This is a genomic window from Microcystis flos-aquae FACHB-1344 (genome assembly GCF_014698375.1).
Lineage (GTDB): Bacteria > Cyanobacteriota > Cyanobacteriia > Cyanobacteriales > Microcystaceae > Microcystis > Microcystis aeruginosa.
In genome coordinates this window covers 1-24,968 of record NZ_JACJSW010000152.1, presented here as the reverse complement: position 1 = coordinate 24,968, position 24,968 = coordinate 1, and the positions used below count along the sequence as shown (strand labels likewise).

At 41.8% G+C, this 24,968-nt stretch carries 25 protein-coding genes, 1 tRNA gene and 3 pseudogenes; 21 read left to right on the top strand and 8 right to left on the bottom strand.

The features are described from left to right. The 6 genes and pseudogenes from acsF (at position 1) to H6G48_RS14025 (ending at position 3,354) form a co-directional block, all read left to right on the top strand. Positions 1-1,059 carry a magnesium-protoporphyrin IX monomethyl ester (oxidative) cyclase gene (acsF, locus tag H6G48_RS14050; protein WP_190722236.1) on the top strand — a complete coding sequence of 353 codons (1,059 nt, stop codon included), beginning with the start codon at positions 1-3 and terminating at the stop codon, positions 1,057-1,059. A gap of 70 nt (positions 1,060-1,129) precedes the next feature. Next, positions 1,130-1,954, top strand: a complete 825-nt coding sequence (locus H6G48_RS14045) for a hypothetical protein (RefSeq protein WP_002769784.1) — start codon at positions 1,130-1,132, stop codon at positions 1,952-1,954. Then, a pseudogene (locus tag H6G48_RS14040) lies at positions 1,950-2,093 on the top strand (DUF4164 domain-containing protein); the annotation flags it as partial. The gene H6G48_RS14045 and the pseudogene H6G48_RS14040, both read left to right, overlap by 5 nt. 83 nt (positions 2,094-2,176) lie before the next feature. After that, positions 2,177-2,572, top strand: a complete 396-nt coding sequence (locus tag H6G48_RS14035) for a shikimate dehydrogenase (RefSeq protein WP_052278087.1) — start codon at positions 2,177-2,179, stop codon at positions 2,570-2,572. A 53-nt stretch (positions 2,573-2,625) separates the two neighbouring features. Continuing rightward, a complete protein-coding gene (locus tag H6G48_RS14030) occupies positions 2,626-2,988 on the top strand; it encodes a hypothetical protein (RefSeq protein WP_052278088.1) in 363 nt (120 codons plus the stop codon). A gap of 54 nt (positions 2,989-3,042) precedes the next feature. Continuing rightward, positions 3,043-3,354, top strand: a complete 312-nt coding sequence (locus H6G48_RS14025; RefSeq protein WP_190722235.1) for a DUF4164 domain-containing protein — start codon at positions 3,043-3,045, stop codon at positions 3,352-3,354. A gap of 56 nt (positions 3,355-3,410) precedes the next feature. Here the strand turns inward: H6G48_RS14025 and H6G48_RS14020 are convergent, their stop codons facing one another. Beyond that, complete coding sequence (locus H6G48_RS14020; protein WP_061431063.1) at positions 3,411-3,824, bottom strand: four helix bundle protein; 414 nt, start codon at positions 3,822-3,824, stop codon at positions 3,411-3,413. A gap of 250 nt (positions 3,825-4,074) precedes the next feature. Between H6G48_RS14020 and H6G48_RS14015 the strand changes: the two genes are divergently transcribed. The 3 genes from H6G48_RS14015 to H6G48_RS14005 all read left to right on the top strand — a co-directional run bounded on the left by H6G48_RS14015 (position 4,075) and on the right by H6G48_RS14005 (position 6,498). Further along, positions 4,075-4,602 (top strand): type IV pilin protein, encoded by a 528-nt coding sequence (locus H6G48_RS14015; protein ID WP_190722234.1) that lies wholly within the window; start codon positions 4,075-4,077, stop codon positions 4,600-4,602. 354 nt (positions 4,603-4,956) lie between these two features. After that, positions 4,957-5,463, top strand: coding sequence for a type IV pilin protein (locus H6G48_RS14010; protein WP_190722233.1), 507 nt, complete (start codon positions 4,957-4,959; stop codon positions 5,461-5,463). Positions 5,464-5,709: 246 nt separating this feature from the next. Next, positions 5,710-6,498 (top strand): hypothetical protein, encoded by a 789-nt coding sequence (locus tag H6G48_RS14005; RefSeq protein WP_190722232.1) that lies wholly within the window; start codon positions 5,710-5,712, stop codon positions 6,496-6,498. 8 nt (positions 6,499-6,506) lie between these two features. Here H6G48_RS14005 and H6G48_RS14000 read toward each other — a convergent pair whose 3' ends face one another. After that, positions 6,507-6,959, bottom strand: coding sequence for a DUF29 domain-containing protein (locus H6G48_RS14000; protein WP_190722231.1), 453 nt, complete (start codon positions 6,957-6,959; stop codon positions 6,507-6,509). A 229-nt stretch (positions 6,960-7,188) separates the two neighbouring features. Here H6G48_RS14000 and H6G48_RS13995 point away from each other — a divergent pair, with 229 nt between their 5' ends. Next, positions 7,189-8,130 (top strand): NAD-dependent epimerase/dehydratase family protein, encoded by a 942-nt coding sequence (locus H6G48_RS13995; RefSeq protein WP_190722230.1) that lies wholly within the window; start codon positions 7,189-7,191, stop codon positions 8,128-8,130. Positions 8,131-8,252: 122 nt separating this feature from the next. On the opposite strand, the gene H6G48_RS13990 is transcribed toward H6G48_RS13995, so the two are convergent. After that, entirely contained in the window at positions 8,253-8,465 is a 213-nt protein-coding gene (locus H6G48_RS13990; RefSeq protein ID WP_002759416.1) for a DUF2839 domain-containing protein, read from the bottom strand. Between the two features lie 156 nt (positions 8,466-8,621). On the opposite strand from H6G48_RS13990, the gene H6G48_RS13985 reads away from it, so the two are divergent. The 5 genes from H6G48_RS13985 to H6G48_RS13965 all read left to right on the top strand — a co-directional run bounded on the left by H6G48_RS13985 (position 8,622) and on the right by H6G48_RS13965 (position 14,285). Next, positions 8,622-9,857, top strand: coding sequence for an LL-diaminopimelate aminotransferase (locus H6G48_RS13985; RefSeq protein ID WP_190722229.1), 1,236 nt, complete (start codon positions 8,622-8,624; stop codon positions 9,855-9,857). A gap of 111 nt (positions 9,858-9,968) precedes the next feature. Then, on the top strand, positions 9,969-10,802 hold the full coding sequence (locus tag H6G48_RS13980) for a metallophosphoesterase (protein WP_190722228.1): 834 nt from the start codon (positions 9,969-9,971) through the stop codon (positions 10,800-10,802). Between the two features lie 103 nt (positions 10,803-10,905). Continuing rightward, complete coding sequence (locus H6G48_RS13975; RefSeq protein WP_190722227.1) at positions 10,906-11,685, top strand: pantothenate kinase; 780 nt, start codon at positions 10,906-10,908, stop codon at positions 11,683-11,685. A 70-nt stretch (positions 11,686-11,755) separates the two neighbouring features. Next, complete coding sequence (locus tag H6G48_RS13970; RefSeq protein WP_190722226.1) at positions 11,756-12,823, top strand: NAD-dependent epimerase/dehydratase family protein; 1,068 nt, start codon at positions 11,756-11,758, stop codon at positions 12,821-12,823. 190 nt (positions 12,824-13,013) lie between these two features. After that, a complete protein-coding gene (locus tag H6G48_RS13965) occupies positions 13,014-14,285 on the top strand; it encodes a glycosyltransferase (RefSeq protein ID WP_190722225.1) in 1,272 nt (423 codons plus the stop codon). Positions 14,286-14,744: 459 nt separating this feature from the next. On the opposite strand, the gene H6G48_RS13960 is transcribed toward H6G48_RS13965, so the two are convergent. After that, positions 14,745-16,409: a hypothetical protein gene (locus tag H6G48_RS13960; protein ID WP_190722224.1), complete on the bottom strand. Its 1,665-nt coding sequence runs from the start codon at positions 16,407-16,409 to the stop codon at positions 14,745-14,747. 686 nt (positions 16,410-17,095) lie between these two features. Between H6G48_RS13960 and H6G48_RS13955 the strand changes: the two are divergent. The 3 genes and pseudogenes from H6G48_RS13955 to H6G48_RS13945 all read left to right on the top strand — a co-directional run. Next, positions 17,096-17,481 (top strand): annotated as a pseudogene (locus tag H6G48_RS13955) (glycosyltransferase); the annotation flags it as partial. Between the two features lie 25 nt (positions 17,482-17,506). After that, positions 17,507-18,571, top strand: coding sequence for an NAD-dependent epimerase/dehydratase family protein (locus H6G48_RS13950; protein WP_190722223.1), 1,065 nt, complete (start codon positions 17,507-17,509; stop codon positions 18,569-18,571). A 10-nt stretch (positions 18,572-18,581) separates the two neighbouring features. Continuing rightward, positions 18,582-20,807 carry a hypothetical protein gene (locus tag H6G48_RS13945; protein ID WP_190722222.1) on the top strand — a complete coding sequence of 742 codons (2,226 nt, stop codon included), beginning with the start codon at positions 18,582-18,584 and terminating at the stop codon, positions 20,805-20,807. Between the two features lie 41 nt (positions 20,808-20,848). Here H6G48_RS13945 and H6G48_RS13940 read toward each other — a convergent pair. Continuing rightward, positions 20,849-20,921, bottom strand: a tRNA-Ala gene (locus H6G48_RS13940). Positions 20,922-21,052: 131 nt separating this feature from the next. Here H6G48_RS13940 and H6G48_RS13935 point away from each other — a divergent pair. Next, entirely contained in the window at positions 21,053-21,604 is a 552-nt protein-coding gene (locus tag H6G48_RS13935) for a 1,2-dihydroxy-3-keto-5-methylthiopentene dioxygenase (protein ID WP_002759439.1), read from the top strand. Between the two features lie 169 nt (positions 21,605-21,773). On the opposite strand, the gene petG is transcribed toward H6G48_RS13935, so the two are convergent. The 3 genes from petG to H6G48_RS13920 all read right to left on the bottom strand — a co-directional run bounded on the left by petG (position 21,774) and on the right by H6G48_RS13920 (position 23,810). Next, entirely contained in the window at positions 21,774-21,890 is a 117-nt protein-coding gene (gene petG, locus H6G48_RS13930) for a cytochrome b6-f complex subunit V (protein WP_002738052.1), read from the bottom strand. A gap of 220 nt (positions 21,891-22,110) precedes the next feature. Beyond that, a complete protein-coding gene (locus H6G48_RS13925; protein ID WP_190722221.1) occupies positions 22,111-22,596 on the bottom strand; it encodes a hypothetical protein in 486 nt (161 codons plus the stop codon). Between the two features lie 77 nt (positions 22,597-22,673). Continuing rightward, entirely contained in the window at positions 22,674-23,810 is a 1,137-nt protein-coding gene (locus tag H6G48_RS13920) for a metallophosphoesterase family protein (protein WP_190722220.1), read from the bottom strand. A gap of 65 nt (positions 23,811-23,875) precedes the next feature. On the opposite strand from H6G48_RS13920, the gene trmB reads away from it, so the two are divergent. After that, positions 23,876-24,511 (top strand): tRNA (guanosine(46)-N7)-methyltransferase TrmB, encoded by a 636-nt coding sequence (trmB, locus tag H6G48_RS13915; RefSeq protein ID WP_190722219.1) that lies wholly within the window; start codon positions 23,876-23,878, stop codon positions 24,509-24,511. Positions 24,512-24,545: 34 nt separating this feature from the next. Then, positions 24,546-24,881 (top strand): annotated as a pseudogene (locus H6G48_RS13910) (hypothetical protein); the annotation flags it as partial. Between the last annotated feature and the right edge of the window lie 87 nt (positions 24,882-24,968).

The following is a 24,968-nucleotide window of genomic DNA, read 5'->3' as shown; positions in this document are numbered from 1 at the left end:
ATGGTCACTACCGTTGAACCCCCCTCCCAGAAAAAAGCTGTTCTGCGCGAAACTATCCTCACTCCTCGTTTCTATACCACCGATTTTGAGGCCGCCGCTAATTTTGACCTTTCTTTGCAAGAAACCGAAATCAAAGCGATGTTAGAGGAGATGCGGACCGATTACAACCGGCATCACTTTGAACGTCAGCAAGGATTTGAGAACTATCAAGACAATCTCGATGAAAAAACCAGAAATGCTTTTATAGATTACCTGGAACGCTCCTGTATCTCCGAATTTTCCGGCTTTTTGTTATTTAAGGAACTGTCACGACAACTAAAAAGCCGTAATCCCTTGTTAGGGGAGATATTTCATCTTATGGCTAGAGATGAGGCGCGCCATGCAGGATTTCTCAATAAAGCCATGGCTGACTTTAATATTTCCCTCGATCTAGCCAAAATTACCAAAACCCGTACCTACACCTTTTTCCCCCTTGAATGGGTATTATATACGGTCTATCTCTCCGAAAAAATCGGTTATTGGCGGTATATCCTCATTTATCGTCATTTAGAAGAACATCCCCAGTATAAATTTAATCCTCTTTTTAATTACTTCGAGAGTTGGTGTCAGGATGAAAATCGCCACGGAGATATCTTTAAAACCTTACTGCGCTCTCAACCGGAATTGTGGAATAATTGGCGATCGAGATTATGGAGTCGTTTTTTCCTGCTTTCCGTCTTTGCTACCCATAGTTTAACTGTACGGGAACGCTCAGACTTTTATGATGCTTTAGGAATGGATGCGATCGCTTTTGATCAAGAGGTAATTCGTCAGACTAATAATACCTCCGCTCGCGCTTTTCCCACCATTTTAAATGTGGACCATCCCCAATTTTTCCCCCGTTTAAACCGTTGTGCCGAACGTAATTTACAATTAAAAGCGATCGATGAAAGTAGCGCTCCCCAATGGCTAAAAACAATGGGTAAGCTACCCTTACAGTTAGGTATCGTCGGGGATCTATTGCGATTGTATCTGATTAAACCCATAGATGCAGAAGCCACCAGAGAAATGGTACTTTAATCAGTTATCAGTTATCAGTTATCAGTTCACTGAGTTTGAGGTTTGAAGACGAGCGCAAAAAGAGTTAATCATGGAAAGTTTTTCTCGAAGAATTTTTGAGCGGCTGGCGGGATTTGCTGAAACTGACTCGGACAGGGAAGTGTACCTCAATGCCTTGGGCAGTGGAAACCCGGTCGAGAAAGAACAAGATCGCTATGAGCGCCTCTTGCACCAGCTTAAACAGGGCGATTATTCGGCTGCTCTCAAAGCCTACCTTCAGCTTCTAGCGATCGCTGATGAGGGCATTCAACAACAACTGGTCGAGATTGTGCGAGAGCGGGTTTACTCATCGGCTACTGATGAACTGTTGCGAACTGAGCTGCTCGCTTACTTCAAGCCGCCACGAATCCTTGATTTTGAGGATGTACGAGTGCTTCTGGCTTCATGCCCTGATTGGTTCACCTCAAAAAACCTAGCACGGGCGCGGGCGGTCCAAGAACTGGTCGCTCAACGATGTGATGAAGAGTTGTTTAGAACGCTGATGATAGAAGCCTTAAGAGAATTAAACCACCAGACTCGTTCCTTCAACGCTGCTTATGCGTTGCTAGAGGCACTCAAAAAACCTGTTTGCGCTCTCGCCGTAGTACGACTCATGCCTTCGCTTCAGGACCAGACGACTCTTCAAGAGGTCTTCAAGAGAATTCTGGCAGCAGAACGCCAAGGAATTGACCCTTGGGAGAAACTTCCCATCGCTCTTGTTGAGCAGCAATGTCCTCTGACCTCTGCACTTGTTGGGGAGCTCCTAGCGGTGGGAGCAGAGGGTGAAATAGGCAGTCTTATTACCATGTTACTGGCTTCCGCCGCCGAGCCGACAATTGTTGTCCATCTTGTCCAAGAAGCCTGTCAAGAAGATTAAAGTATTAGATGAGAAAGTCGAGGGATTAACGGTACGGGTTCGTTATCAGGAATTTACCAACCGGGGGATTCTGATAGCTTTGGTGGTCGCTGTCTTGGGAGGTGCTGCTAAACTTTTTGGTTTTTTCCCCAATCCCTAGAACTGACTCCTAGGCAAGGCTACGAGCTTTATGATCATAATAAATGGCCGCTCAAAAACCCGAAAATCTAAGGAGTATAGCAAATGTCTAACGAAACCGTCACCTATTCCCTAGAATCGGTCCTTAAGGAAATTAAAGACAGCATCAAGGAAGTCAACCAGAAAATGGACACCTTGCAAAAAGATGTCAATCAGAAAATGGACACCTTGCAAAAAGATGTCAATCAGAAAATCGATACCTTGCAAGAAGATGTAAATGATTTAAAGGTAGGACAAGCTAAACTAACTGAGAAAGTCGAAGGGATGGATAAAAGACTAGAAAAAGTAGAAAATGAGCAATACACTCTAGTTAAGGCTATTTCTGACCTACAGGGTTTTCGAGGTCTGATTGTCCCTATCCTTATCGGTGCCATGAGTGCCGCTATCGGTGCAATTATCACCGTTGCTATCAGAATTCTTTTCCTCGGTAACAATCCCTAAAATTCTCCAGTCTCACACCCCGAAAACTATTGATAACTTTAGGAGTTTAGCAAATGTCTAACGAAACCGTCACCTATTCCCTAGAATCGGTCCTTAAGGAAATTAAAGACAGCATCAAGGAAGTCAACCAGAAAATGGACACCTTGCAAAAAGATGTCAATCAGAAAATCGATACTTTGCAAAGAGATGTAAATGATTTAAAGGTAGGACAAGCTAAACTAACTGAGAAAGTCGAAGGGATGGATAAAAGACTAGAAAAAGTAGAAAATGAGCAATACACTCTAGTTAAGACTATTTCTGACCTACAGGGTTTTCGAGGTCTGATTGTCCCTATCCTTATCGGTGCCATGAGTGCCGCTATCGGTGCAATTATCACCGTTGCGATTAGAATTCTTTTCCTCGGTAACAATCCCTAAAATTCTCCAGTCTCACACCCCGAAAACTATTGATAACTTTAGGAGTATAGCAAAATGTCTAACGAAACTGTAACTTATTCCCTAGAAGCTGTCCTAACCAGAATTGAGAGTAAAATCGACTCTCTGGAAAAACGGATGAATGAGAGATTTGACAAGGTAGAGGACCGGCTAACCAAAGTAGAAATCGGACAGGCCGGACTCAAGGGAGAGTTAAAAGGCGATATTAAAGTATTAGACGAGAAAATCGAGGGATTAACGGTACGGGTTGGTTATCAGGAATTTACCAACCGGGGGATTTTGATAGCTTTGGTGGTTGCTGTCTTGGGAGGTGCCGCTAAACTTTTCGGTTTTTTCCCCAATCCCTAGAAGTTACCCCCGATACTTAAACCTAACCTGAAATGGAGAATTAGGGTTTTGGGGAATTAGGGTTTTGGGGATTTTGGGGTGTTCAGCAGCCATTTATCGGCATTATTAGTCATGATGACAATCAGTCCTAAAACCTTATTATACTGACCATAAAGTTTTCTACCAGTCTCAATATCTAAATATTGGCATTTAACAGCAAATTTTAACCATACTTGGCTTTCTGCTGCTTCTGCTTCCGCATCATTTAATCTCAGCAAAAATGAACCCTTATATCGTCTTCTACGCCATGCCTCTGCTAAATTAGCACAGACAGAACGAGAAGAACGTCGAATTTGGTCAATTAATGAATATTTTTCCGACCCGGGAAACTTTTTAGACAGTTCAAAGATTTCCATAGCCAGATTAAAGGCGATTTGATAAACTTCTAGGTCTTCATGGGTGTTCAGCAATTTCTTCGGTTTTTGCACCATAATTCCCCTTTCCTGACTGATGATTCTCACTTTCCCTTATATATACCTCTTGTCAAACCTAAATTCAGGAAAATCCCCATTCCCCCACTTCCCCACCACCCCACTTCCCCACCACCCCACTTCCCCACCACCCCACTTCCCCACCACCCCACTTCCCCAAAAAAAATTTTTCCAAGAGTGATAGGTTTTCTGAAACAGGTGGGTAGATTGTTTATAGAGGACAAAAAACACCTAACACAAGGATATACCCATGAACTCCACCTTCAAATTCAAACTCATCCAAGCTCTCAACAAAAAGAACCGTAACAAAGGTTTCACCCTTATCGAACTCCTAGTTGTCGTTATCATCATCGGTGTACTCGCCGCCATCGCTCTCCCCAACCTCCTCGGTCAGGTAGCTAAAGGCAGACAAGCGGAAGCTCGCAACAACCTCGGTACCGTTAACCGCGCCCAGCAAGCTAACCGCTTGGAAAACGCCACCTTTACCGAAGTTTCTAACTTGCCTGTCACCGCCACTTCTACCTATTATGGAACCTTTACTGACCAAGCGGCTGGAAACAGAAGCGCATTGGGTGCCGCTCATATTGCTACAGCAAACAGTACCTACACCAACGATATCTTAGATTATGGTTCTGCCGTTGGTCAAACCACCTCTGGTGCTTACACTGCCGTTATCTGTGAACAAACCAGTAACCCGTCTGCTGCCCCTGGTCTTTTAACTGTTGGTCCTGGTACTGCAACCGCAGCTTGTGTTAACGGTGCTCGTCTCATCCAGTAATCGCCGTCTAGAAAAGTATGGGGGTTGCCCTTACATACTTCTCTGACAATCGCAATTTCACAACTCAGCTTTAATCATACTCTAGCGGAAGGTGGCAGGGAAATGTTCTCTCGGAAACCTTGCGCTTTTGATTTTTTTCGGGAAGTGGGGAAGTGGGGAAGTGGGGAAGTGGGGAAGTGGGGAAGTGGGGAAGTGGGGAAGTGGGGAAGTGGGGAAGTGGGGAAGTGGGGGAATTTCAACTAAAACCCCAACACCCGAACACCCCAACACCCCAACACCCCCCGCAACGCGCACGCAGTGACCACCCCAACACCCCAACACCCAAAATATAGTCAATATTGCCAGTGCCTAACTATGAAATACCTTCTTTTTTCAGCAATCAAATCACAGGGAAAAAAAGCGAGGGGTTTTACTTTAATAGAATTGTTGATAGTGGTGATTTTATTGGGGGTTCTCGCTGCCATCAGTTTACCGAGTCTCTTAGGACAAATCGCCAAAGGTAGGCAAGCAGAAGCTCGCGCAGCACTGGGATTAATCAATCGCGCCCAACAGGGTTATCGTTATGAAAAAGGGACTTTTGCTACTTTATCTGAACTAGCTCTGGAAGCTGCCAGTATTTCCCTAAAATTCTATAATATCAGCGAAGTAGGACCTCCCAATGCTTTTGGAGCCGCCTATCGAGCGAATGCTTTGGCTCCATTTGATAACGATATTAAAAATTATGCCGGAGCGGCCGGACAAACGGCAGCCAGGGCCTATACTGGTATTGTTTGCGAGGATGAAACTCCTTTGGAAGATAATGTTTCTACCAGTAATTCCGCCGGTGTTCTTAGCTGTGTTGATGGCATTGAAATTAATTAAAATAACCCCAAAAATCTTTTATTTTTGTTGATAAGTAAATGGTTATAATTATGAAGGGCGTGATTTGTCGGTTAATTCATCGTAGGGTTAATTCATCGTAGGGTTAATTCATCGTAGGGTTAATTCATCGTAGGGTTAATTCATCGTAGGGTTAATTCATCGTAGGGTTAATTCATGAATTAACCGCGATGGTAGGGTTAATTCATGAATTAACCCTACACTGATTATTGACTTTTATTTAAAGCTATGGTAGGTGCAAAAAAATATCTCAATCTATCCTTACTTAAAACTCTTGGTTTAGTCGCCGTCATCGGTGGACTAATCATGGCTATTGTGGAAATGCAACAGGAAAAGGTGAAAACCTTGACCAAAGAAAAGTTATTAGATAGAAATTATCGTCAAGAGTCTCGCCTAGAAAATGCTCAGGTTCAGTTATTAAAAAATATACCTTCCTTTGGCTTTGACAATATGTTAGCCAATTGGTCAATGTTGCAGTTTATACAATACTATGGCGATGTGGATGCTCGTAGGGAAACTGGTTACGGTTTAAGTCCCGATTTTATGGAAATTGTCACCAAAAATGACCCCAAATTTGTCCGCGCCTATTTGATGATGTCTGTCGCTTCTTCCCTGAATGCTGGTAAACCCGAAAGAACCGTTGAGATTATGAATAAAGGTTTATCAAAAATCACTCCTGATGTCACCGATGCCTATTTTCTTTGGTTATATAAAGGAGTGGATGAACTATTATTTTTAGGTGATATTCCTGCGGCGAAAAAATCTAATCAAATGGCCGCCGATTGGGCAAAAATTGCCGGTAATAAATTTATCGAAAAATCCGCTAGGGGAACGGTGAAATTTTTAGAAACTAATCCCGATAGTCGCGCTCCTAGAGTCGGTGCTTGGATGTTAGTCTGGATAAATAGCCAAGACGAAGAAACCCGCAGGTTAGCTAAGGAAAATATCGAAAAATTGGGCGGTAAATTGGTTGTGATTAATGATAATCAAGTGATGGCAATTCCCCCCAAAGATTAGAGTTTGACCTATTTTTCATCTTCCCAAAACTTATGATTTAATAAGCCATCAATATCCTTAGGAAAGGGACAAAAATCGGGAAAACTAGCATCATATTCAATTCGCATATTCTCCACCGCTTCCTGATAACAATCATCATAAATATCGGTTAAAAAACTGCATAAACTAGGAGAATCTTTCAGGATATCTTTTAACTTCGATTGACAGCGTTTAATTGTTACTTCCCAACCTCGATAACAGTCGGAAAAAGGAAGATAACGCCGTTTTAAACCGTGTTCAAATAATGTAATTAAACGGTTTTTAAGTTCCCTTTTGTCTCGTCTTCCCAAAGATTCCACCTCCTCGATCAAATTCTCTAAATCAACCTGAGATAAATCCCCAGATTTTAATTGTTTGACGGTTGCTTCTATCCACAAAGCAAAATCTTGATCATAAAGATTTTTTACCTTGGCTAAAGTCATAATTTTGAGCTGCTCTGTTGACTAATTACCTTTATTTTACCGAAACTTCGGCAATTCAGACTAAATCCGGTTATCAAAGACTGATTATTTATTCTCCCTATCCCAAGAGTGCCTCTCCTCAACCGATTTAGTATTATAGTTAAGGGATACCCCCAAAACCCAACAACTAACAAGCCACAAACTGCACCGATCGAGGGATAATATAACCTTGATATTGACAATGGCGACTATGAAAATTTTAATTATGGGTGGAACCCGATTTATCGGTGTTTCTTTGACTAAAGTGTTAGTAGAACAGGGTCATGAAGTAGTATTATTCAATCGTGGCAATAAACCCGCTCCGGTTGCTGGAGTACGACAGATTCACGGCGATCGCACTGACCCAGCGCAACTGAAAGAAAAGCTTAAAAATGAAAGTTTTGAGGCAATTTTCGATAATAATGGCAGAGAATTAAGTGATACTCAGCCCCTCGTCCAGATTTTTAGGGAAAGAATCGGGCATTTTGTCTATGTTAGCTCGGCGGGGGTTTATCTAAAATCCGACCAAATGCCCCATAAAGAAGGGGATAAACTAGATCCCAAAAGTCGCCACAAGGGAAAACACGAGACAGAAAACTATTTAAGCGAGATGGGTTTACCCTGGACTTCCATCCGTCCGGTTTATATCTACGGACCGGGGAACTATAATGACCTAGAAGCTTGGTTTTTTGACCGTTTGGTTCGTAATCGTCCTATTCCTATACCCGGTCATGGGGAACATTTTACCCAATTCGGTCACGTTGTCGATCTGGCCAAGGCCATGGCCGCAGTATTGGGTAATTCTCAGGCTATCGGTCAAGTGTATAATATTTCTGGCGATCGCTATGTAACTTTTAACGGTTTAGCAAAAGCTTGCGCGGCAGCGATGGGGAAAAATGCCGAGGAAATCGAGATTGTTAACTATAACCCCAAAAAATTTGACTTCGGCAAAAAGAAACCTTTCCCCCTGCGGGTTCAACATTTTTACGCTGATATTAATAAGGCCACCCTGGAGTTAAACTGGCAGCCCGAATATGATCTCGTCAGTGGTTTAACAGACTCCTTCCAGAATGATTATCTCCCTTCCGGTCGCGATCGGCAAGAAATAGACTGGGCGATCGATGACCAGATCTTGGCAAACCAACAAAATTAATTTTTTGGGGGAAGTGGGGAAGTGGGGAAGTGGGGAAGTGGGGAAGTGGGGAATTTCAACTAAAACCCCAACACCCTAAAACCCTAAAACCCTAACCCCCAAACTGATGCAGCTTTAACCAGTTATTGGACATTCCACCAACCGAAGGCCGGCCCGACAAAGCGAATAACTACCCAAACCCCAGCTAAAACTCCTATACCAATCCAGGCACCCCTAGTGGTTAACTTGTAAGCTTGGGATGCTTGACTTTTAGTAATCGGTAGCCAAGGCAGGATGTTTTCTTCCTGTCCATACTTATCACCCAGGGCCGATTGACGACGTTTTGATTCACCCATACTAATGTCAGTTATTAAGAGGTTTTTCTCTGATTGTATATCGAAAGACAACCGCCTACACTCACTCCCAGTCCATGAAGGAGGGCGATCGAAACTGACGGCCGACGACCGACTATTATAGAATTAAAGGTTGCGACTGAAACGAGAATAATAATTATGGCAACCATTAACAGTAATTACTTAAAACTAAAAGCGGGTTATCTTTTCCCAGAAATTGCCCGACGAGTCCAAGCTTTTGCGGCAGCTAATCCCGATGCTAATATTATCCGTCTGGGGATTGGGGATGTCACCGAACCTTTGCCCCTAGCTTGTCGCGAGGCAATGATCAAAGCGGTGGAGGAAATGGGCGATCGCTCTAGCTTTAAGGGTTACGGGCCCGAACAGGGTTATGCTTGGTTAAGGGAGAAAATCGCCGTCCATGATTTTCAGGCTCGCGGTTGTGAGATAAGTGCCGATGAAATCTTTATTTCCGACGGTTCTAAGTGCGATACGGGCAATATTCTCGATATTTTTGGAGATAATAACTCGATCGCCGTGACCGACCCAGTATATCCCGTTTACGTTGATACTAATGTTATGGCCGGACACACGGGAGAGGCCAACGACCGCGGCGAATACGAGGGCTTAATTTATCTGCCAATTACCGCCGAAAATAACTTTACTGCCCAGATTCCGGCGGAAAAAGTCGATTTAATCTATCTCTGTTTTCCCAACAATCCCACCGGGGCCACGGCTACCAAAGAACACTTGACAGCTTGGGTTAATTATGCTAGGGCCAACGGATCGATTATCTTTTTTGATGCGGCCTACGAGGCCTTTATCACCGATGCCAGTTTACCCCATTCCATCTACGAAATCGAGGGGGCGCGGCAATGTGCGATCGAATTTCGCTCTTTTTCTAAAAATGCCGGTTTTACTGGGACCCGTTGCGCTTTAACCGTGGTTCCCCAAAGTCTCACGGCCAAAGCGGCCGACGGCAGTGATGTGCAACTCTGGAAACTGTGGAATCGTCGGCAATCGACCAAATTTAACGGCGTTTCCTACATTGTCCAACGGGGGGCCGAGGCGGTTTATTCCCCGGAAGGACAAGCACAAGTACAAGAACTTGTCAAGTTTTATTTACAAAATGCAACAATTATCCGAGAAAAATTAACCGCCGCCGGTTTAGAAGTCCATGGTGGCGTAAATGCGCCCTACGTTTGGGTAAAAACGCCCCAAGGTCTATCGAGTTGGGATTTCTTCGATAAACTGCTACATACCTGTAATGTGGTGGGGACCCCCGGATCCGGCTTTGGGGCCGCCGGAGAGGGTTATTTCCGGCTGTCGGCTTTTAATAGTCGTGCCAACGTCGAGGCCGCTATGGAGAGAATTATCAGTAAATTTCCAGGCTAATGGTCAAAAGAGGGATGTTTGCGGAAGCATCCCCCAACAACCCCATCGGGAATTGATAGACTGTTGACACACCCAATTTTTCGGTAACTACTCACCGACAACGGCTCACCGATGCGACCCTTTTGGCTAGAATCCTTACAGGTAGAAAGATTAACGATCGCAATTGCTGGCCTACCGGCACATCTGCAAGGGATCAAGTTGGTGCAGTGGTCAGATCTGCACTGCGATGAACAGCATTTGCCTGTAGCTGTCCTGCAAGAAGCGATCGCCATTACTAATCAAGAAAAACCCGATCTCATCTTCCTGACGGGAGACTTTATTACCTATAGTCCCCAGCCAATTTTTACCCTGGTGGATAGCATAAAAGCTCTCGAAAGTCAAGGGGGTATTTATGCTTGTTTAGGAAATCATGACAGTTATCTTCCCCACGCAAGGGAAACGGTCAGAGCAGCCTTAACTGGCGTGGGAATTCGGGTACTCTGGAATGAAATCGCCACACCCTACGGCGAAAATTTTCCCATTGTCGGATTGGCCGATTATTGGTCTGGGGAATTTTTACCGCAAATCCTCGAGCAAATTGCTCCCGATATACCCAGACTTGTCCTTTCCCACAATCCCGATACAGCCATGGTTTTAAGGGATTGGCGCGTGGATTTGCAGTTATCCGGTCATACCCACGGAGGCCAAGTGACTATCCCGGGTATGGGTTCCCTACCGATAGTTTTAGAGAAACTTAGGCGATCGCTGCCCGAACCCTATGGTCAATGGGTTCCCCTTCACCGGCAGTTTAGCAGAGTAGTCCGATACTGGCAATGGTCCGAGGGATTTCACCGAGTCGGGGAAAATCAATTATATGTCAATCGAGGCTTAGGAACCTATTTTCCCGGTCGTCTTTTTTGTCCCCCCGAAGTGACGGTAATTACTTTGATCAACAGGACTCAGTAGTCAGGAGTCAGGAGCCGGTCGTCAGGAGATTATTTTTATTTATTCTCCCCATCACCCCACTTCCCCACTTCCCACTCCCCACTTCCCACTTCCCACTAACTAAATGACTGAGCAAGATACTGACTGGATAGGTTTGATGATCGGCAATTCTCGGCTACATTGGGGGTATTTTTGCGGTCAAACCCTGTTAGCTTGTCTCGATACTCCTCACCTGAACGAACCCCTAAGTAATGAATTTTTGCGACAAATTTTCCCTAAACTCTTGACAAATAAATGTAACTGTGCATTGATTGTCGCCTCCGTGGTTCCTAGCCAAAAAGAATTGTGGGCAAATTATGGCAATTTACGGAGAATTACTTTAAAAGATATTCCTTTACTGGATTTATATCCAACATTCGGCATCGATCGAGCTTTAGCTGTCTTAGGTGCGGGAAAAAAATACGGATTTCCCTGTTTAGTCATCGATGCGGGAACAGCCTTAACTTTTACGGGAGTGGATGGGGATAAAAAGCTAGTGGGGGGAGCAATTTTACCCGGGTTAAAGGTGCAATTAGCCAGTTTAAGGGAACGGACGGCAGCCTTACCAGAGGTGTCCTTACCGGAAAGATTACCGCAGATGTGGGCAAAAGAAACAGCAGAAGGGATAAGAAGTGGGATAATTTATACAATTTTGGCGGGAATAGAAAAATTCAGTCTGGAATGGTTAAATTTATATCCAGAGAGCAGGATAATTTTAACAGGGGGAGATGGGGACTTAATTAGGGATTACTGGCAAGAAAAGGCCATTAAATCACCCCTAGTGGATAAGACGATCATTTTTGAGGGAATTGCCGCAGTTAAGGGAATCTCCTCCTGTTTAATTGACAAAGGCGAACCTATCTAGTAAAGTCGGAGAAAGTTTTCTCAACTTGAGAAATTTCTGAACAACTAGGCAAAAAATTCAGGATATAGTTATGGCGATCGTTCTAGTAACCGGTTCTGCTGGTTTAATCGGTTCCGAATCAGTGAGGTTTTTTTGTGATCGGGGTTATACCGTTGTCGGTATCGATAATAATATGCGTCAGGTATTTTTTGGCGAAGACGCTTCGACGGAGTGGAATCGAGCCAAATTATCCCAAGATTACGGTGATAAATACATTCACCATGCTGTAGATATTCGCGATCATGAAGCGATTTCAGCTATCTTTAAAACCTATAGTCATGATATATCCTTAATTATCCATACGGCGGCGCAACCTTCCCACGATTGGGCAGCTAAGGATCCCTATATGGATTTTAGTGTCAATGCTAACGGAACTTTAGTATTATTAGAAAATACTCGTCAACACTGTCCCCAAGCAGTATTTATTTTCTGTTCCACCAATAAAGTTTACGGGGATAGACCGAATGAATTGCCTTTAGTAGAAAAAGAATTACGTTGGGAAATCTCGGAAAATCATCCTTATTTTGCTCAAGGTATTGACGAGTTGATGAGTATTGATGCTTGTAAACATTCTTTGTTCGGTGCCTCGAAAGTGGCGGCGGATGTGTTGGTACAGGAATACGGGCGTTATTTTGAGATGAAAACTGCCTCTTTTCGCGGTGGTTGTTTAACCGGTCCAAGTCATTCGGGAACGCAATTACACGGGTTTTTATCCTACTTAATGAAATGTACGATGATTGGCAAAGAATACAGTATTTATGGGTATAAGGGTAAGCAGGTACGCGATAATATTCATAGTTATGATCTCGTCAATGCTTTCTATCATTTTTATCAAACTCCGCGAGTAGCAGAAGTTTATAATATCGGTGGTAGTCGCTTTAGTAATTGTTCCATGTTAGAAGCTATTCAAGAATGTGAAGCAATTGCGGATAAAAAGTTAAACTGGCAGTATGTGGAGACTAATCGCATTGGTGATCATATCTGGTGGATTTCTGATGTGAGTAAGTTTAAAAATCATTATCCTGATTGGCAGTTAACCTACACAGTAACGGATATTCTCAAAGAGATTTTTAGTCAAAACGTTAGCCGTTGGACTTAGGGCAAATTAAGAATTATTTTGATCAGTTTTTATCTGCTAGTTTTCCCTCGTTACAAAAGTGATTTTTAGCCAAATATACTGCTAGTAATTGAGGAACTCTGTTAATTAGTTAACTAGAGGACATTAGTGATGTTATTAGTAGCAATGTTGACCTAAAAAAACTAAACCAGAGCATATTTAAGAGACTATTATGTTAACTAAAATCTACAACAATAAAATTTTCCGATTTCTCATTGCTGGGGGAGTGGCATTTCTAATCAACTTATTCTTAATTTATTGGTTCATTGATGACTTGGGATTCAATACCCCATTTCTGAAGAATGTTGCTAATGTCATTTCGATAGAAATATCTTTAATTGCCAGTTTCTTTATCTACAGAATCTGGGTGTGGACTGGGGGAGATTGGACAATCAGAGATGTGATTTTGATACAACTTCCTCTCTATCATCTCTCGGCAGGTTTAGCAGTTTTACTGCGAGTTTTTTTGATATTTCCCTTCTTAAACTGGTTAGGAATTAGCCCCGGAGTCAACACAATGATTGGGGTTTTAATCGGGGCTAGTATCAATTATGTCGCCAGTGATAGCCTAGTTTTTAAACCCAAGAATAAGACTAATGAGACAGAAATGTACTATCCCGAAGGATTAGCACCAGCTTTCCAGATGGACGGTTACTCTCACCCACGTCAATCAAGGGATAACCATGGGGTAAAAACCCTATCAATAATTATCCCTGCTTACAACGAAGAAGATTGCATCGAAAGCACAACTCACTTAATATCTGAACGTTTAGAAGAGGATAAAATTGATTATGAAATCCTAGTGGTTAATGACAATAGCAAAGATAACACCGAAGCAGTTCTGCAAAAAATCAACCAAGAAAATCCTCGGATTCGCTACATCAATAACTATTATCCCAATGGTTTTGGTTTTGCGGTGCGCTGTGGGTTAGAAAATTTTAGCGGGGATGCAGTGGCAGTAGTAATGGCAGATAATTCCGACTCTCCCGATAACATGGTGGACTATTATTATAAACTGCAAGAAGGCTACGATTGCGTTTTTGGTTCTCGTTTTATCAAGGGAGGAAAAGTTATTGATTATCCCATACACAAGTTATTCGTTAATCGTTTGGCTAATCTATTCATTCAAGTTTTATTTGGGCTAAAATTTAATGACACCACTAACGCCTTTAAAATCTATCGGAAGGAGGTTATCGAAGGAATCTCACCTCTACTGTCTCACCATTTTAATTTAACAGTAGAGATGCCCTTAAAAGCGATCGTGCGAGGATATTCCTACACGACAATTCCCATTACTTGGCGCAATCGTACTGCGGGGGTTTCCAAGTTAAAACTCAAGGAAATGGGTAGCCGTTATTTATTTATAGTTCTCTCTATCTGGTTAGAAAAACACCTTTCTCGAGGCGACTATAAGCGCAAACAGAAAAAGAATCAAGTCGGTTGATAATTATTATCTAGTGGAGTATTATTGATGACTAGGCAAGTGTTAATTAGGGCTTGCTGAATAAATGTGAAATGTAGGCAAGGTAAGGGTTTTGTGGCTTTTCTCGTGAAACAGGTGCAATATTTTGAGAGAATCGTGCTTCAAAACCTTGCGTCTTCATCGGCCCGCGTCCTGTAGGGGCGAAGCATTCGGGCAATAACCTATCGGTGAAACCGGAGATTTTCTATCCGAATGCTTCGCCCCTACTTTTTGCCGCAAACCCTAATTAGAGCTTGCTGAATAAATCTAAAAACCTTGTTGGGTAAGACTTTTAGACCTTTTGGAAATCAAAAAGTGCCGACCCTTGGAGTGATTGGGGGGAAAATTCAGGTACTTTTTCCCTGAAAATTGGGTAATTGACCACCTCAAAATCGGTAAAACCCCACACCCTGCCACCACGAAAAACTTTTTCAGCAAGCCCTAATTAGAAGTGCGTTGTTCTCTTGAACAGGCTTTCAATCCAATTACTAATAATAGTATAAAGGACAATGTAGTAATCAGAAAACCCAGCCAGGGAGTTGCGATAATATCTCTGGCAAAGACAAGGTTTTTATCGTTTTTTAGACTCAAATTGTCATCCCAAATAAAGGGATGCCCTATTCCCAGAAAAACTAAGTGAAGTCCACGGGAAATCAAGAACTCGCCTGTAAGAATCAGCAAGAAAAGTTGGCGAAACTTAACACCTAGATCATAAAAGTATTCACTGGCAACTAACAAGAGAAGAAAGACTATAGGAGTCATGCTCTCACCAACTAGACCGCCAGTGTTAAAGCCCTGTTGCAGCAGGCAACCACCTAAAAACCCAAAGACGATTACCAACAAAAAGAGTGAATTTGGCAATATAGACTGCAAAGAACTTTTCCGGAAATATCGTCTAACTCCTTCGAATAAGAGCAAGCAAGTTATGGTTATGTTCAAGGCACCGGGCAGAACATTATAATAAAACCTCAGCCATGGATTGCCAATCTGTCCTATGATTGGGTTATTTGTATTGAAACTAATCAAGGCCTTCCCTAGGGGAATAGGCACAAGTGTACTGGTCAGATTGCCAAGGGCATTCATCACTCTTTCGATGGTACTCATGCTGCCTGTGGTGTTAGATAAAGCTCGCAAGAATTCTGGCAAGCCATATTCGCTTATGCCCCACAATATCCAGGGTAGTAACGTCACAAATGCTATCAATAGGGGAACCAATAATTGCCGTAATACGTTAACAAAATTGTGGCGGTTTATCCAGATATTGTCGGCAACCATAGCGGCTACATAAAAAAGGGTTGATGGGTGACTAAGCATCGCTAATCCAGAACTTAAGCCCCAACCAACAGCAGATTGAGAGAACAAAGTCCTCCTGGAATTCTTTCTCAGGTCGAGATAAAAATAGATGGCGGTAATTACATATAAGGAAGCAAGTATCTTCGGCCAAGGATAAATGCTGGTGCTATTCATGTGACCATTGAAAGCCACTAGGATAACTGCTATTGTTACCTGGTAGGGGCGCAATAGCAACGGAATCATTGCTAATAAAAAAACTTCTGGCAATATTGAGCTTAATTGATAGATACTAAATTGATTTCCCAAAAGACCAAGATAGTAGCTCGAAAAAAGATTGAACAAAGGCGTGCGAGATGAGACGATGTAACGGTTAAAATAAATAGTATCAGTTGCCTGTTGTCCTAGGTAGACTTGGGCAAGATCGTAGTGCATCCACCAGTCGCCATACCAGTTAGCACCACTATAGATCAGGACGAACAACTGTATGCCAACTAGAGTTGTCCAAAACACAATCAACAGGTACAGCCAAGAATAATTCCCAGTCGGCTCAGTCTTCCTTGGCTTCCGCAGTAGTAAGGCTATAGCTATGGTAAATAGAGCCACGGTGGTCAGGATAAAGAAATTACGTCCTGAAAGGCCCAGTAGAAAGCCGATGAAGGCAATCGCTCCCTGTAAAGCCATACCACAGGCCCCTGCAAGTGCCAGACATTCCTTGACTGTTAAGTTAGTAACTGCACGCAAGACTATATAGCCAAGGGAAAAAGTGATAGCAAGTGCGGTTGCTGCGATAACTACAAGTTGAAAGAATATCATAATTAAATTATCTAGGGTTTACTCCAAATTGCTGATCAATTCTTCTGGTGAAGATAATCACCTCTAGATAAATGTTTTTCGAGCCAGGCATAAGGCACGATAAATATTTATCTACTTCCCATCTCTTTAAGTTTTAGTTTGGATACTTCCGTAGCCCAGTTTTGCCAAGTAACGGGAATGACAGAAATCTTTCTCAAAATATCTGTCACTGTGTAAGTTGAATCCCACGCAAATCAAGAATAGGTGCGATATTCTCGCCTGCCAGGACTGTCACCATATCCTTAAATGTGTCTGGATACACTCGACAAAGTTTTTACTTGTTCGTCAGTCATCTTTCAATCTTAAACTGCCGAACCATTTTATCTTATTTTGTCTCGACTTATGCAAAAGCTCTAGGGATTGACTCATTCCCGACAATTTAAGGCTGCGTTGATTTTGTCAAGTCTATCTTCATAAAATGTTACTTTTGTCTGTAATCCTTGCTATTTATGAGTTTGAGAATTTTGCTCATTTTGTTGTCTACTATGCGATCGCCCTCTAGTTAATGATTAGCAAATACTAGGTCTTCCTAAATCGATCATCCGATTCCCTGTCCTGTTAGGGACTAATAGCTAATCCCGGTAGTGATTCGGTAGTAGTGGTCAGCCGTCTTGCGTATCTGGCCAAGATTGTGTAAGATATTTCCTATAATGTCTGAACGTTTAGAAGAGGATAAAATTGACTATGAAATCCTAGTTGTTAATGACAATAGCCAAGATAACACTGAAGCAGTTATGCAAAAAATTAACCAAGAAAATCCTCGGATTCGCTACATCAATAACTATTATCCCAACGGTTTTGGTTTGGCGGTGCGCTGTGGATTAGAAAATTTTAGCGGCGATGCGGTTGCGGTAGCAATGGCAGATAATTCTGACTCTCCCGATAACATGATCGTACTCCAGGGGTTTCCAAGTTAAAACTCAAGGAAATGGGTAGTCGTTATTTATTTATAGTTCTCTCTATCTGGTTAGAAAAACACCTTTCTAGAGGCGACTATAAGCGCAAACAGAAAAAGAATCAAGTGGCTAGATAATTACTTATCTAGAGGAGTATTTTTGATGACTAGACAAATGTTAATTACTGGTGGTGCGGGTTTTGTGGGCAGTTCCTTAGGTTTAGGATTAGCCCAACGTTATCCCGACTGGAAAATTATCGCCTTAGATAACTTAAAGCGTCGGGGTTCTGAATTAAATATTTCCCGTCTCAAACAAGCGGGAATTGAATTTGTTCATGGAGATGTCAGAAATGCAGAAGACTTAGAAGCATCCGCTTTGCCAGTGGATTTAATCCTAGAATGTTCGGCAGAACCTTCTGTTTTAGCTGGTTATAATTCCCCTGGCTACGTTTTGCAAACCAACTTAATTGGAACGATTAACTGTTTAGAATTAGCTAGACAAACCCAAGCAGATTTTATTTTTCTCTCCACCAGCAGAGTTTATCCTATCGCCTATCTTAATCAATTAAACTATACAGAAACAGATACTCGTTTTCAGTTATCTGAACAGCAAAATTTACCTGGGGTTTCTGCTTTTGGTATCGCGGAACAATTTCCCTTAGATTTGCCCCGTTCTCTCTACGGTTCCACTAAGTTAGCATCGGAATTGATTATTAATGAATATGGGGATGCCTACGGATTAAGAACTTTAATTAATCGCTGTGGAGTTTTAACTGGTCCTTGGCAAATGGGAAAAGTTGATCAGGGAGTTTTTGCCCTTTGGGTAGCTAATCATTACTTTCAGAAGTCCTTAAAATATATCGGTTATGGGGGTACAGGGAAACAGGTTAGAGATTTTCTTCATGTAGCTGATTTACTCGATTTAATCGATATTCAGATTGCTAATTTAGAACAATTCAAAGGGCAGACTTTTAATGTGGGGGGTGGGCAAGATTTTTCCTTGTCCCTTTATGAAACTACAAAACTATGTCAAGAAATCACGGGCAATAGTATAATGATTGAGGCAATTCCCGAAAATCGCACCGGAGATATGCCAATTTTTATCACTGATTCCCGCAAAATCAGTTCTATAACTGGATGGCAACCCCAGCGAGACGGTAGAAAATTAATCCAAGATATTTTTGATTGGATTCACACCTATGAAAAGGAATTAAAAGGTATTTTTTAACTGAACAATTATGCAGAAAAAATCTCTCGATTCACCTGTATTAGTCAAAGGAATACTAATTATCATTACTGCCTACTTTTTTCTGGCAAATTTGCCTATTATTGATTGGCTAGAAATTGGTTTAGATGCTTCTTGGGCTTTTGCTATTAGTGATGCTGCCCATAAACAGTTAATTTTTGGACAAGATATTATCTTCACCTATGGACCCCTAGGCTATCTGGTTCATGGCACATCTTTAAATCACAACTTTTCCCAAATTATCTATTTTCGCTGGTTGATACACCTTTGTCTATTAGCAGTAGTTATTCTCAGATTATTATTTATCAAGGACTATAGCAATCAAATAGTTTTTGTGCTGTCAATTATTTTTGCTACCCTAGTAGGAAATCCCTACAACAGTATCGGCTTTACTGTTGATTATCAGATAATATTTATCCTCCTGATACTCATGTCTTTTGATAACTTTTTTCAAAAGTACATCAATTATTTAGCTATGGCTATTGGCCTAATCACTGGGTTCTCTATACTCACGAAACTAACTCTAGGAATTTATCTAGCAGGCAGCCTGTTTATCTACATAATCGTTAATATTATTCGGGGATATTTTCAGAAGTCACCATCGATAGTTATAAAAAATGTTCTCGCTGGTATTAACTTAACTTTAACCATTCCTTCCATTGCCTTTATTTTTCTCTATCCAGCCTCTTATAACCGAGCCTTTATTCATATTATAGTTAATCTTTGCATTGCTGGAGGAGTGGCTTTAACTCTCTGGTTTATCGTCAGATCTGCCCGCCTATCGGCACCGCCCTTATTAAGGGGGGCAGGGGGGATCAAAGGCAAAATCTATCTTCTATTTAACCAGAATCACTTACTTAACTTGTTACCTCTGTTAGTATTTTATGGGCTTTATGGGTTACTTCTCCTCCAAACAATTAATCTAAATAATTTTCCCTCTCTTATGGGATATTTAAGCAATTCTTGGCAAATTTCTTCTGGTTATTCCAGTGGGATGAGTATTGTAGGAAATTACCCGCGTTTACTAATTGCTTTGCTCTGCTTTGCCTTAAGTTTGCTTTTAATGTTCTTGGCAATTATAGACCAAAAAATTAGTCTGGCTATTGCCTATATTTTTCCTGTGTTTTTATCATTTAAGCATGGATTCGTTAGGCAAGATGCTCACGTTGTTGTTTTTACACTTGTGGTTATTCTCTTAGCTTCTCTCTATACAACAATTATTAAAAAATATCGGTTTAAGAAAATTGCTTATTGTGCTTGGGGAATAATTTTTTTGGGATGTATTATTATCACCTCTAGTCCTAATTGGACTATATTGGAAAATGCTCGCAAGTGGAGTAATTTCAGTCCCGATAGGGTGGCTAATAATATTGGGGTTGTCATTTCCTCTATGCTTAATCCCACAGAATTAAAAATGCGAGGTGAAAAGAGTACAACTCAAAATTTACAAGTCATTGCTGCCGCTACCAAAATACCCGATTCTGTGCTGGAAAAAGTGCAAGGCAAAACTATTGATATAATTCCCTGGGAATTTTCACTTATTCCGGGCAATCAGCTTAATTGGAAACCGCGGCCGATTATTCAATCCTATTCTGCTTATACAGAAAAACTGGATGAACTAAATTATCAAAGCTTATCTCAATCTCCCAGAGATTATCTGATTTATCACTTTCAAGCTATTGATGGCAGACATCCTTTTTTTGATGAACCTAAAGCCTTTTCCTATGTGGTTTGTAATTATCAACTTGACTCGGTAAATTCGCCCTTCCAAGTCCCCGCAATCAAAACCAACTTTTATCTTCTAGAAAAACAAAAAGTCAGTCGTTGCATTCCAACCCCTCTAGGAGAGACTACTAATGTTACTTGGGATCAAGTCTATGAATTACCTACTCGTAATAGTGGGATTACTCGTGTTCAAGTTAAATTTGAATATTCTTGGTTGGGTAAAATAGTCAAACAACTCTTTAGAATCCCTCCCGTGATAATTAACGTTAATTATCTCGATGGAACTCAAGCCAATTTTCGCTTTCTTCAAGACAATTCAGCTAATGGAGTTATCCTTAGTCATTTACCGAGAAATGATCAGGAATTAATGGCATTTTTTCAAGGAAAATTACCACCACAAGTCAAATCTTTTAGCTTTTCTGTCAGTAATCCTCTGCTATTCTCCCCAGAAATAAAAGTAACGCCTTTTTGGGAAGTTGAGACTGGTTCATAATCTTTCTTGAACCTTGAAAAGCGGTTAATATCTCTGGAAAATGGAGAATAGGGAACTCGAATCCCTGACCTCTGCGGTGCGATCGCAGCGCTCTACCAACTGAGCTAATTCCCCATATATAGAATATAATAGCATTTTTGAGCAGAAAATCCTAGGAACTGGCAAGGGATCGAGGGGCAAAAAATCGAGCGGCTTCTCTCTGGAAAACTTTAAAATAGAAAAAGTAATCTTGAGGATGATAACCAATGGCGATACTACGCTTAGAGAATGGGACAACCTATACCCAGTTAGCCGATATTAGTCTGGAATTGGCCAAATTAAATGTCACTTTAAACTATTGGCCGATCGAAAACGAAGCCACTCGTCAGCTACTTAAACAAGCTTCTCTCACTGACGAAGAAAAAGAAATAGTTTTAACCAGCTTAGACGGTTATTTTGAGCAACTTAAACAAGAAGCGGGTTATCAAGCCAGAGATTTAATCGTTTTACACCCTGAAATTCCCAATCTCGACACTTTACTGGCCAAATTCGAGCGCTGTCACACCCACGCCGACGATGAGGTGCGTTATATCATTGATGGGGAGGGGGTTTTTGGCTTTGTCTTTGCCGATGGTTCTCAGGGGGAATTAACTATTCAACCTCAAGAATATATCAATGTTCCCGCCCATAGCGAACACTGGTTTCACCTCACTGCCAGTAAACGAGTTAAAGCAGTACGTTACTTCACCAGTACCGCCGGATGGGTTCCCGAATACACGGAAACCGTTATTCGTTTTCCTAGTTTAACAGCCGTGTAGCTCTTGGTTTTAGGCGATCGCTTTCCCAATAAGACAGATGAGTTTTGCAGGGATGGCAACGCCGGCAGCCACAATCTGTTAAGCGGCAAATTTGTCCTGTGGAAAATCTCCCGTCTAGTGCCTAGCTTGACGGGAGATTGTCTCAATTCGGGGGATTGGCGTGATAGATTTAGTCTAAGCCGAATTGATTGCCCCGTTTGTACTGTAAGTAGGCGGCAACGAACAAACCCGCTAGGGTAATGGGAATTAAGCCTAGGACAATCCCTAGCACTAAAGGTTCAATCACGTCTGTACTCCTTGGATTAGCAATTTTTCACCCGTATTTTATCCTAGCAGGGGTTGCCCGCGAAAGATAGGGCGGACAGCAGGTAGATAGGGCGATCGCAGAAACTTGGTTAATATCAGATTCCCGGCAAAAATCAAAAATTTTCCCTTAGGGGTGTGGCAAGTGGGAAAAATCCCAAAAGGAAAACTTGCTATCTCACCATTAAGATAACTGCTGTACTTTAGGAGCGACCGAGAAAAAATTTTCTCAATGTGCCTTTACCCCAATAGCGATCGATTTCTTGCCAGAGATTATGGAGACAAAAAACCACTGCGAGACAGAGAGTAACCGCAAGGATTTGAGAGAAACTTTCCCTTTGCCAAAATTTAGCCATTGCCTCCGAAATTACCCGCGTTACCCGATAAGCTTCCAGAAAACCCTCGATCGAGCCGAGAATCAGTGCTGCTAGGGTATAAACAAAGGTTCGATACAGAATGCTAAGGTAACGGGGTCGATTTTCTAACCATTCTAGCTTCATGGCTGCGTCGAGAATGGCCACGGTTTTTGCCGCAATGATCGCCCCTAAGCTCGCTTTACCCAAAACGTAGGTAGTAATCGAATACTCTTCCAGAAATAATTTCATGATCAGAAGAATATAACCGAAAGCCAAGAAAAAAAACAGGGCAAGAGAACCGATTTTTTTCAATTCCTTTTTAATTGCTTCCATTGATTTTTTTTAATATTTTCTGCCAAGATAGCGGTCGCGTACCTTAACTATAAGCTATAGTTAATTATTTGTTGCAGCTATTCTCCCATCTCCACCAGCAAGTTTGAGCGCCGATAACTGAACTGATGCTTGAAACTAATTACGGCTTGATTGTCGATAAAATGAGGATTACCGAGGGGATCGATGGCACTGAAAGCGTAAAAATAACGGCGTACTAGGGGCGGAAAATCGCTAAAATCGAAGATTGTGTCACCTTTGGCCACATCTGCCCAAAAATTTCGTAATTTCGGGGCTAATTCCTCCGCTAGACTCATGGGAAGATTGAGGGGATGGCAGGTTAACAAACGCATCATAAAAGGATAAGAGCGATCGCCTAACCATTGCCGAGAAATAGCGGGTAAATTCTCCCATCCGGGTATATTTTGCAGATGAAAGGATTCTATGGCTAATTCAACCGTGTTTTCGCAATATTCTAGCACCCGGTAGGGATGGGGATAACTGACGAGGGAACCGGTGGTAATTTCATAGATACCTCTAGTAAAAGCCAGATCTTGCACGTGGAGATGGCCAGTAATCAACAATTTTACGCCGTTTTCCTGTAGTATATCGAGCAGTTCTACCGCATTAGCCAACATATAGCGTTTACCTAATTCATGATTGCTTTGTCCGGGTAAATGCTCGATAACGTTATGATGGATCATCACCATCACTAGATCGTTTTTTAGCGCGGGTAAAATCTGTTTTAACCAATGCAATTGTTCTGCATCTAAACTGCCAATTTGTTTACCTTGCTCATCAAATTGATTAGAATTAAGACCGATTAATTGCACTCCGGGTAAAATTTCTTTTTGGTAGTATATTTGTTCGGGATGGCTGTAACCAAATTGTTGATAATAAAAGGGAAAATCTGCTAAACCGATCTGGTTTTCTGTTGCGGTTAAACTCAAAACATCATGATTACCCGGCACCACATAGACGGGGAAGGGTAAAGTGGCTAAACAATCGGCTAACCAACGATGATTTTCTGGTTCACCATCTTGGGTTAAATCGCCAGCAATCAGCAGAAAATCGAGGTTAAGGGTGATGAGATGGTCTAAAACAATTTTTAAAGCGGGAATACTCACTTCCACCAGATGAAAGCGATTAGAATGGTTCAAAATGGTTGTGGGTAAAGCGATATGAGGATCGCTGAGAATGGCGAAACGGAAATTCATCGCACGCAATTGGGCTAAATATCGGTAAACTAGATCGATCGAGGAGAAATGAGGAGAAAATATCTTTGGCTAAAGTTCGCGTTCGTCAGCACGTCAATCCCTTAAGTCATAAATATCGCCATCCGATCGATCCCCCCGATTGGGATCAAGTTTATCAGGATCTGACGCAACCTCTTCATCTTGACATTGGTTGTGCGCGGGGTAAATTTTTGTTACAAATGGCCCAAGTAGAGCCAGAAATTAATTTTTTGGGGATTGAAATTCGTCAACCTTTGGTAATTGAAGCGAATCAGGAACGGGAAAGGTTAGGATTAAGTAATCTCGCTTTTGTTTTTGGCAATATGAATGTTGCCCCAGAAATTTTACTGCAATCTTTGCCCGCAGATAAGTTATTTTGGGTGTCGATTCAATTTCCCGATCCTTGGTTTAAACAGCGTCACAGCAAGCGTCGGGTTGTGCAGCCAGAATTAGTCATAGCTTTGGCTAAGTATATGGTAGCTGGGGGCTGGGTTTTTTTACAGTCGGATGTGGAATCGATCGCCCTGGAAATGACCGAGAGATTTCAAGCACATCCCCATTTTGTTCGACAACATCAAACCCCCTGGTTAGCGGAAAATATTTTCCCCGTACCGACGGAGAGGGAAAAGTCCACTTATAATAAGGGTCAACCGGTTTATCGCTCGCTTTTTCGAGTTCGGTAGCTTCAGCTAAAATATCTTGGCACTGTCTGAAATCATGGTTAGAAATCTCGACTCACCCCTAATACTTGAGGACAATAATCGCCCCCCTGTCTCTCAATTGCTAGAATTTCTCTTAACAAAAGAAAAAAACACTAAAAAAACTAAAGAAAATCTTACTTTTGCGGCTTTAGTCGGTACTTGGCGATTATACTTTATCACGGGAACTCAAAAAGCGAAAAAGAGAGCGGGAATCGTTTTAGGTAAGGGTCGCTATCTACCATCCTGGTTAAAAATTACCATCTCTTACCAAAGAAATGAGAGTTTAGAACCGGGAGAATTTATCTCTGGAAGCGTCAGCAATCAGATATACTTTGCACGGCTACAACTTGCATTTTTTACTCAAGGACAATAATATAGTTTAAGAGTCATAATTAGAAGCAAAGCACTCATTAAAAACATGATTAACCTAGAATTCACG

Excerpts from the sequence above, each read along its gene's own strand:
- H6G48_RS13970 (WP_190722226.1), top strand. The coding sequence starts at position 11,756 with ATGGCGATCGTTCTAGTAACCGGTTCTGCTGGTTTAATCGGTTCCGAA.
- H6G48_RS13925 (WP_190722221.1), bottom strand. The coding sequence starts at position 22,596 with ATGGAAGCAATTAAAAAGGAATTGAAAAAAATCGGTTCTCTTGCCCTG.
- acsF (WP_190722236.1), top strand. The coding sequence starts at position 1 with ATGGTCACTACCGTTGAACCCCCCTCCCAGAAAAAAGCTGTTCTGCGC.
- H6G48_RS14035 (WP_052278087.1), top strand. The coding sequence starts at position 2,177 with ATGTCTAACGAAACCGTCACCTATTCCCTAGAATCGGTCCTTAAGGAA.
- H6G48_RS13935 (WP_002759439.1), top strand. The coding sequence starts at position 21,053 with ATGGCGATACTACGCTTAGAGAATGGGACAACCTATACCCAGTTAGCC.
- H6G48_RS13950 (WP_190722223.1), top strand. The coding sequence starts at position 17,507 with ATGACTAGACAAATGTTAATTACTGGTGGTGCGGGTTTTGTGGGCAGT.
- H6G48_RS14025 (WP_190722235.1), top strand. The coding sequence starts at position 3,043 with ATGTCTAACGAAACTGTAACTTATTCCCTAGAAGCTGTCCTAACCAGA.
- H6G48_RS13945 (WP_190722222.1), top strand. The coding sequence starts at position 18,582 with ATGCAGAAAAAATCTCTCGATTCACCTGTATTAGTCAAAGGAATACTA.
- H6G48_RS14030 (WP_052278088.1), top strand. The coding sequence starts at position 2,626 with ATGTCTAACGAAACCGTCACCTATTCCCTAGAATCGGTCCTTAAGGAA.
- H6G48_RS13975 (WP_190722227.1), top strand. The coding sequence starts at position 10,906 with ATGACTGAGCAAGATACTGACTGGATAGGTTTGATGATCGGCAATTCT.
- H6G48_RS13960 (WP_190722224.1), bottom strand. The coding sequence starts at position 16,409 with ATGATATTCTTTCAACTTGTAGTTATCGCAGCAACCGCACTTGCTATC.
- H6G48_RS14005 (WP_190722232.1), top strand. The coding sequence starts at position 5,710 with ATGGTAGGTGCAAAAAAATATCTCAATCTATCCTTACTTAAAACTCTT.
- H6G48_RS13920 (WP_190722220.1), bottom strand. The coding sequence starts at position 23,810 with ATGAATTTCCGTTTCGCCATTCTCAGCGATCCTCATATCGCTTTACCC.
- H6G48_RS13995 (WP_190722230.1), top strand. The coding sequence starts at position 7,189 with ATGAAAATTTTAATTATGGGTGGAACCCGATTTATCGGTGTTTCTTTG.
- H6G48_RS13980 (WP_190722228.1), top strand. The coding sequence starts at position 9,969 with ATGCGACCCTTTTGGCTAGAATCCTTACAGGTAGAAAGATTAACGATC.
- H6G48_RS13990 (WP_002759416.1), bottom strand. The coding sequence starts at position 8,465 with ATGGGTGAATCAAAACGTCGTCAATCGGCCCTGGGTGATAAGTATGGA.
- H6G48_RS13985 (WP_190722229.1), top strand. The coding sequence starts at position 8,622 with ATGGCAACCATTAACAGTAATTACTTAAAACTAAAAGCGGGTTATCTT.
- H6G48_RS14045 (WP_002769784.1), top strand. The coding sequence starts at position 1,130 with ATGGAAAGTTTTTCTCGAAGAATTTTTGAGCGGCTGGCGGGATTTGCT.
- H6G48_RS14000 (WP_190722231.1), bottom strand. The coding sequence starts at position 6,959 with ATGACTTTAGCCAAGGTAAAAAATCTTTATGATCAAGATTTTGCTTTG.
- H6G48_RS14010 (WP_190722233.1), top strand. The coding sequence starts at position 4,957 with ATGAAATACCTTCTTTTTTCAGCAATCAAATCACAGGGAAAAAAAGCG.
- H6G48_RS14015 (WP_190722234.1), top strand. The coding sequence starts at position 4,075 with ATGAACTCCACCTTCAAATTCAAACTCATCCAAGCTCTCAACAAAAAG.
- H6G48_RS14020 (WP_061431063.1), bottom strand. The coding sequence starts at position 3,824 with ATGGTGCAAAAACCGAAGAAATTGCTGAACACCCATGAAGACCTAGAA.
- H6G48_RS13965 (WP_190722225.1), top strand. The coding sequence starts at position 13,014 with ATGTTAACTAAAATCTACAACAATAAAATTTTCCGATTTCTCATTGCT.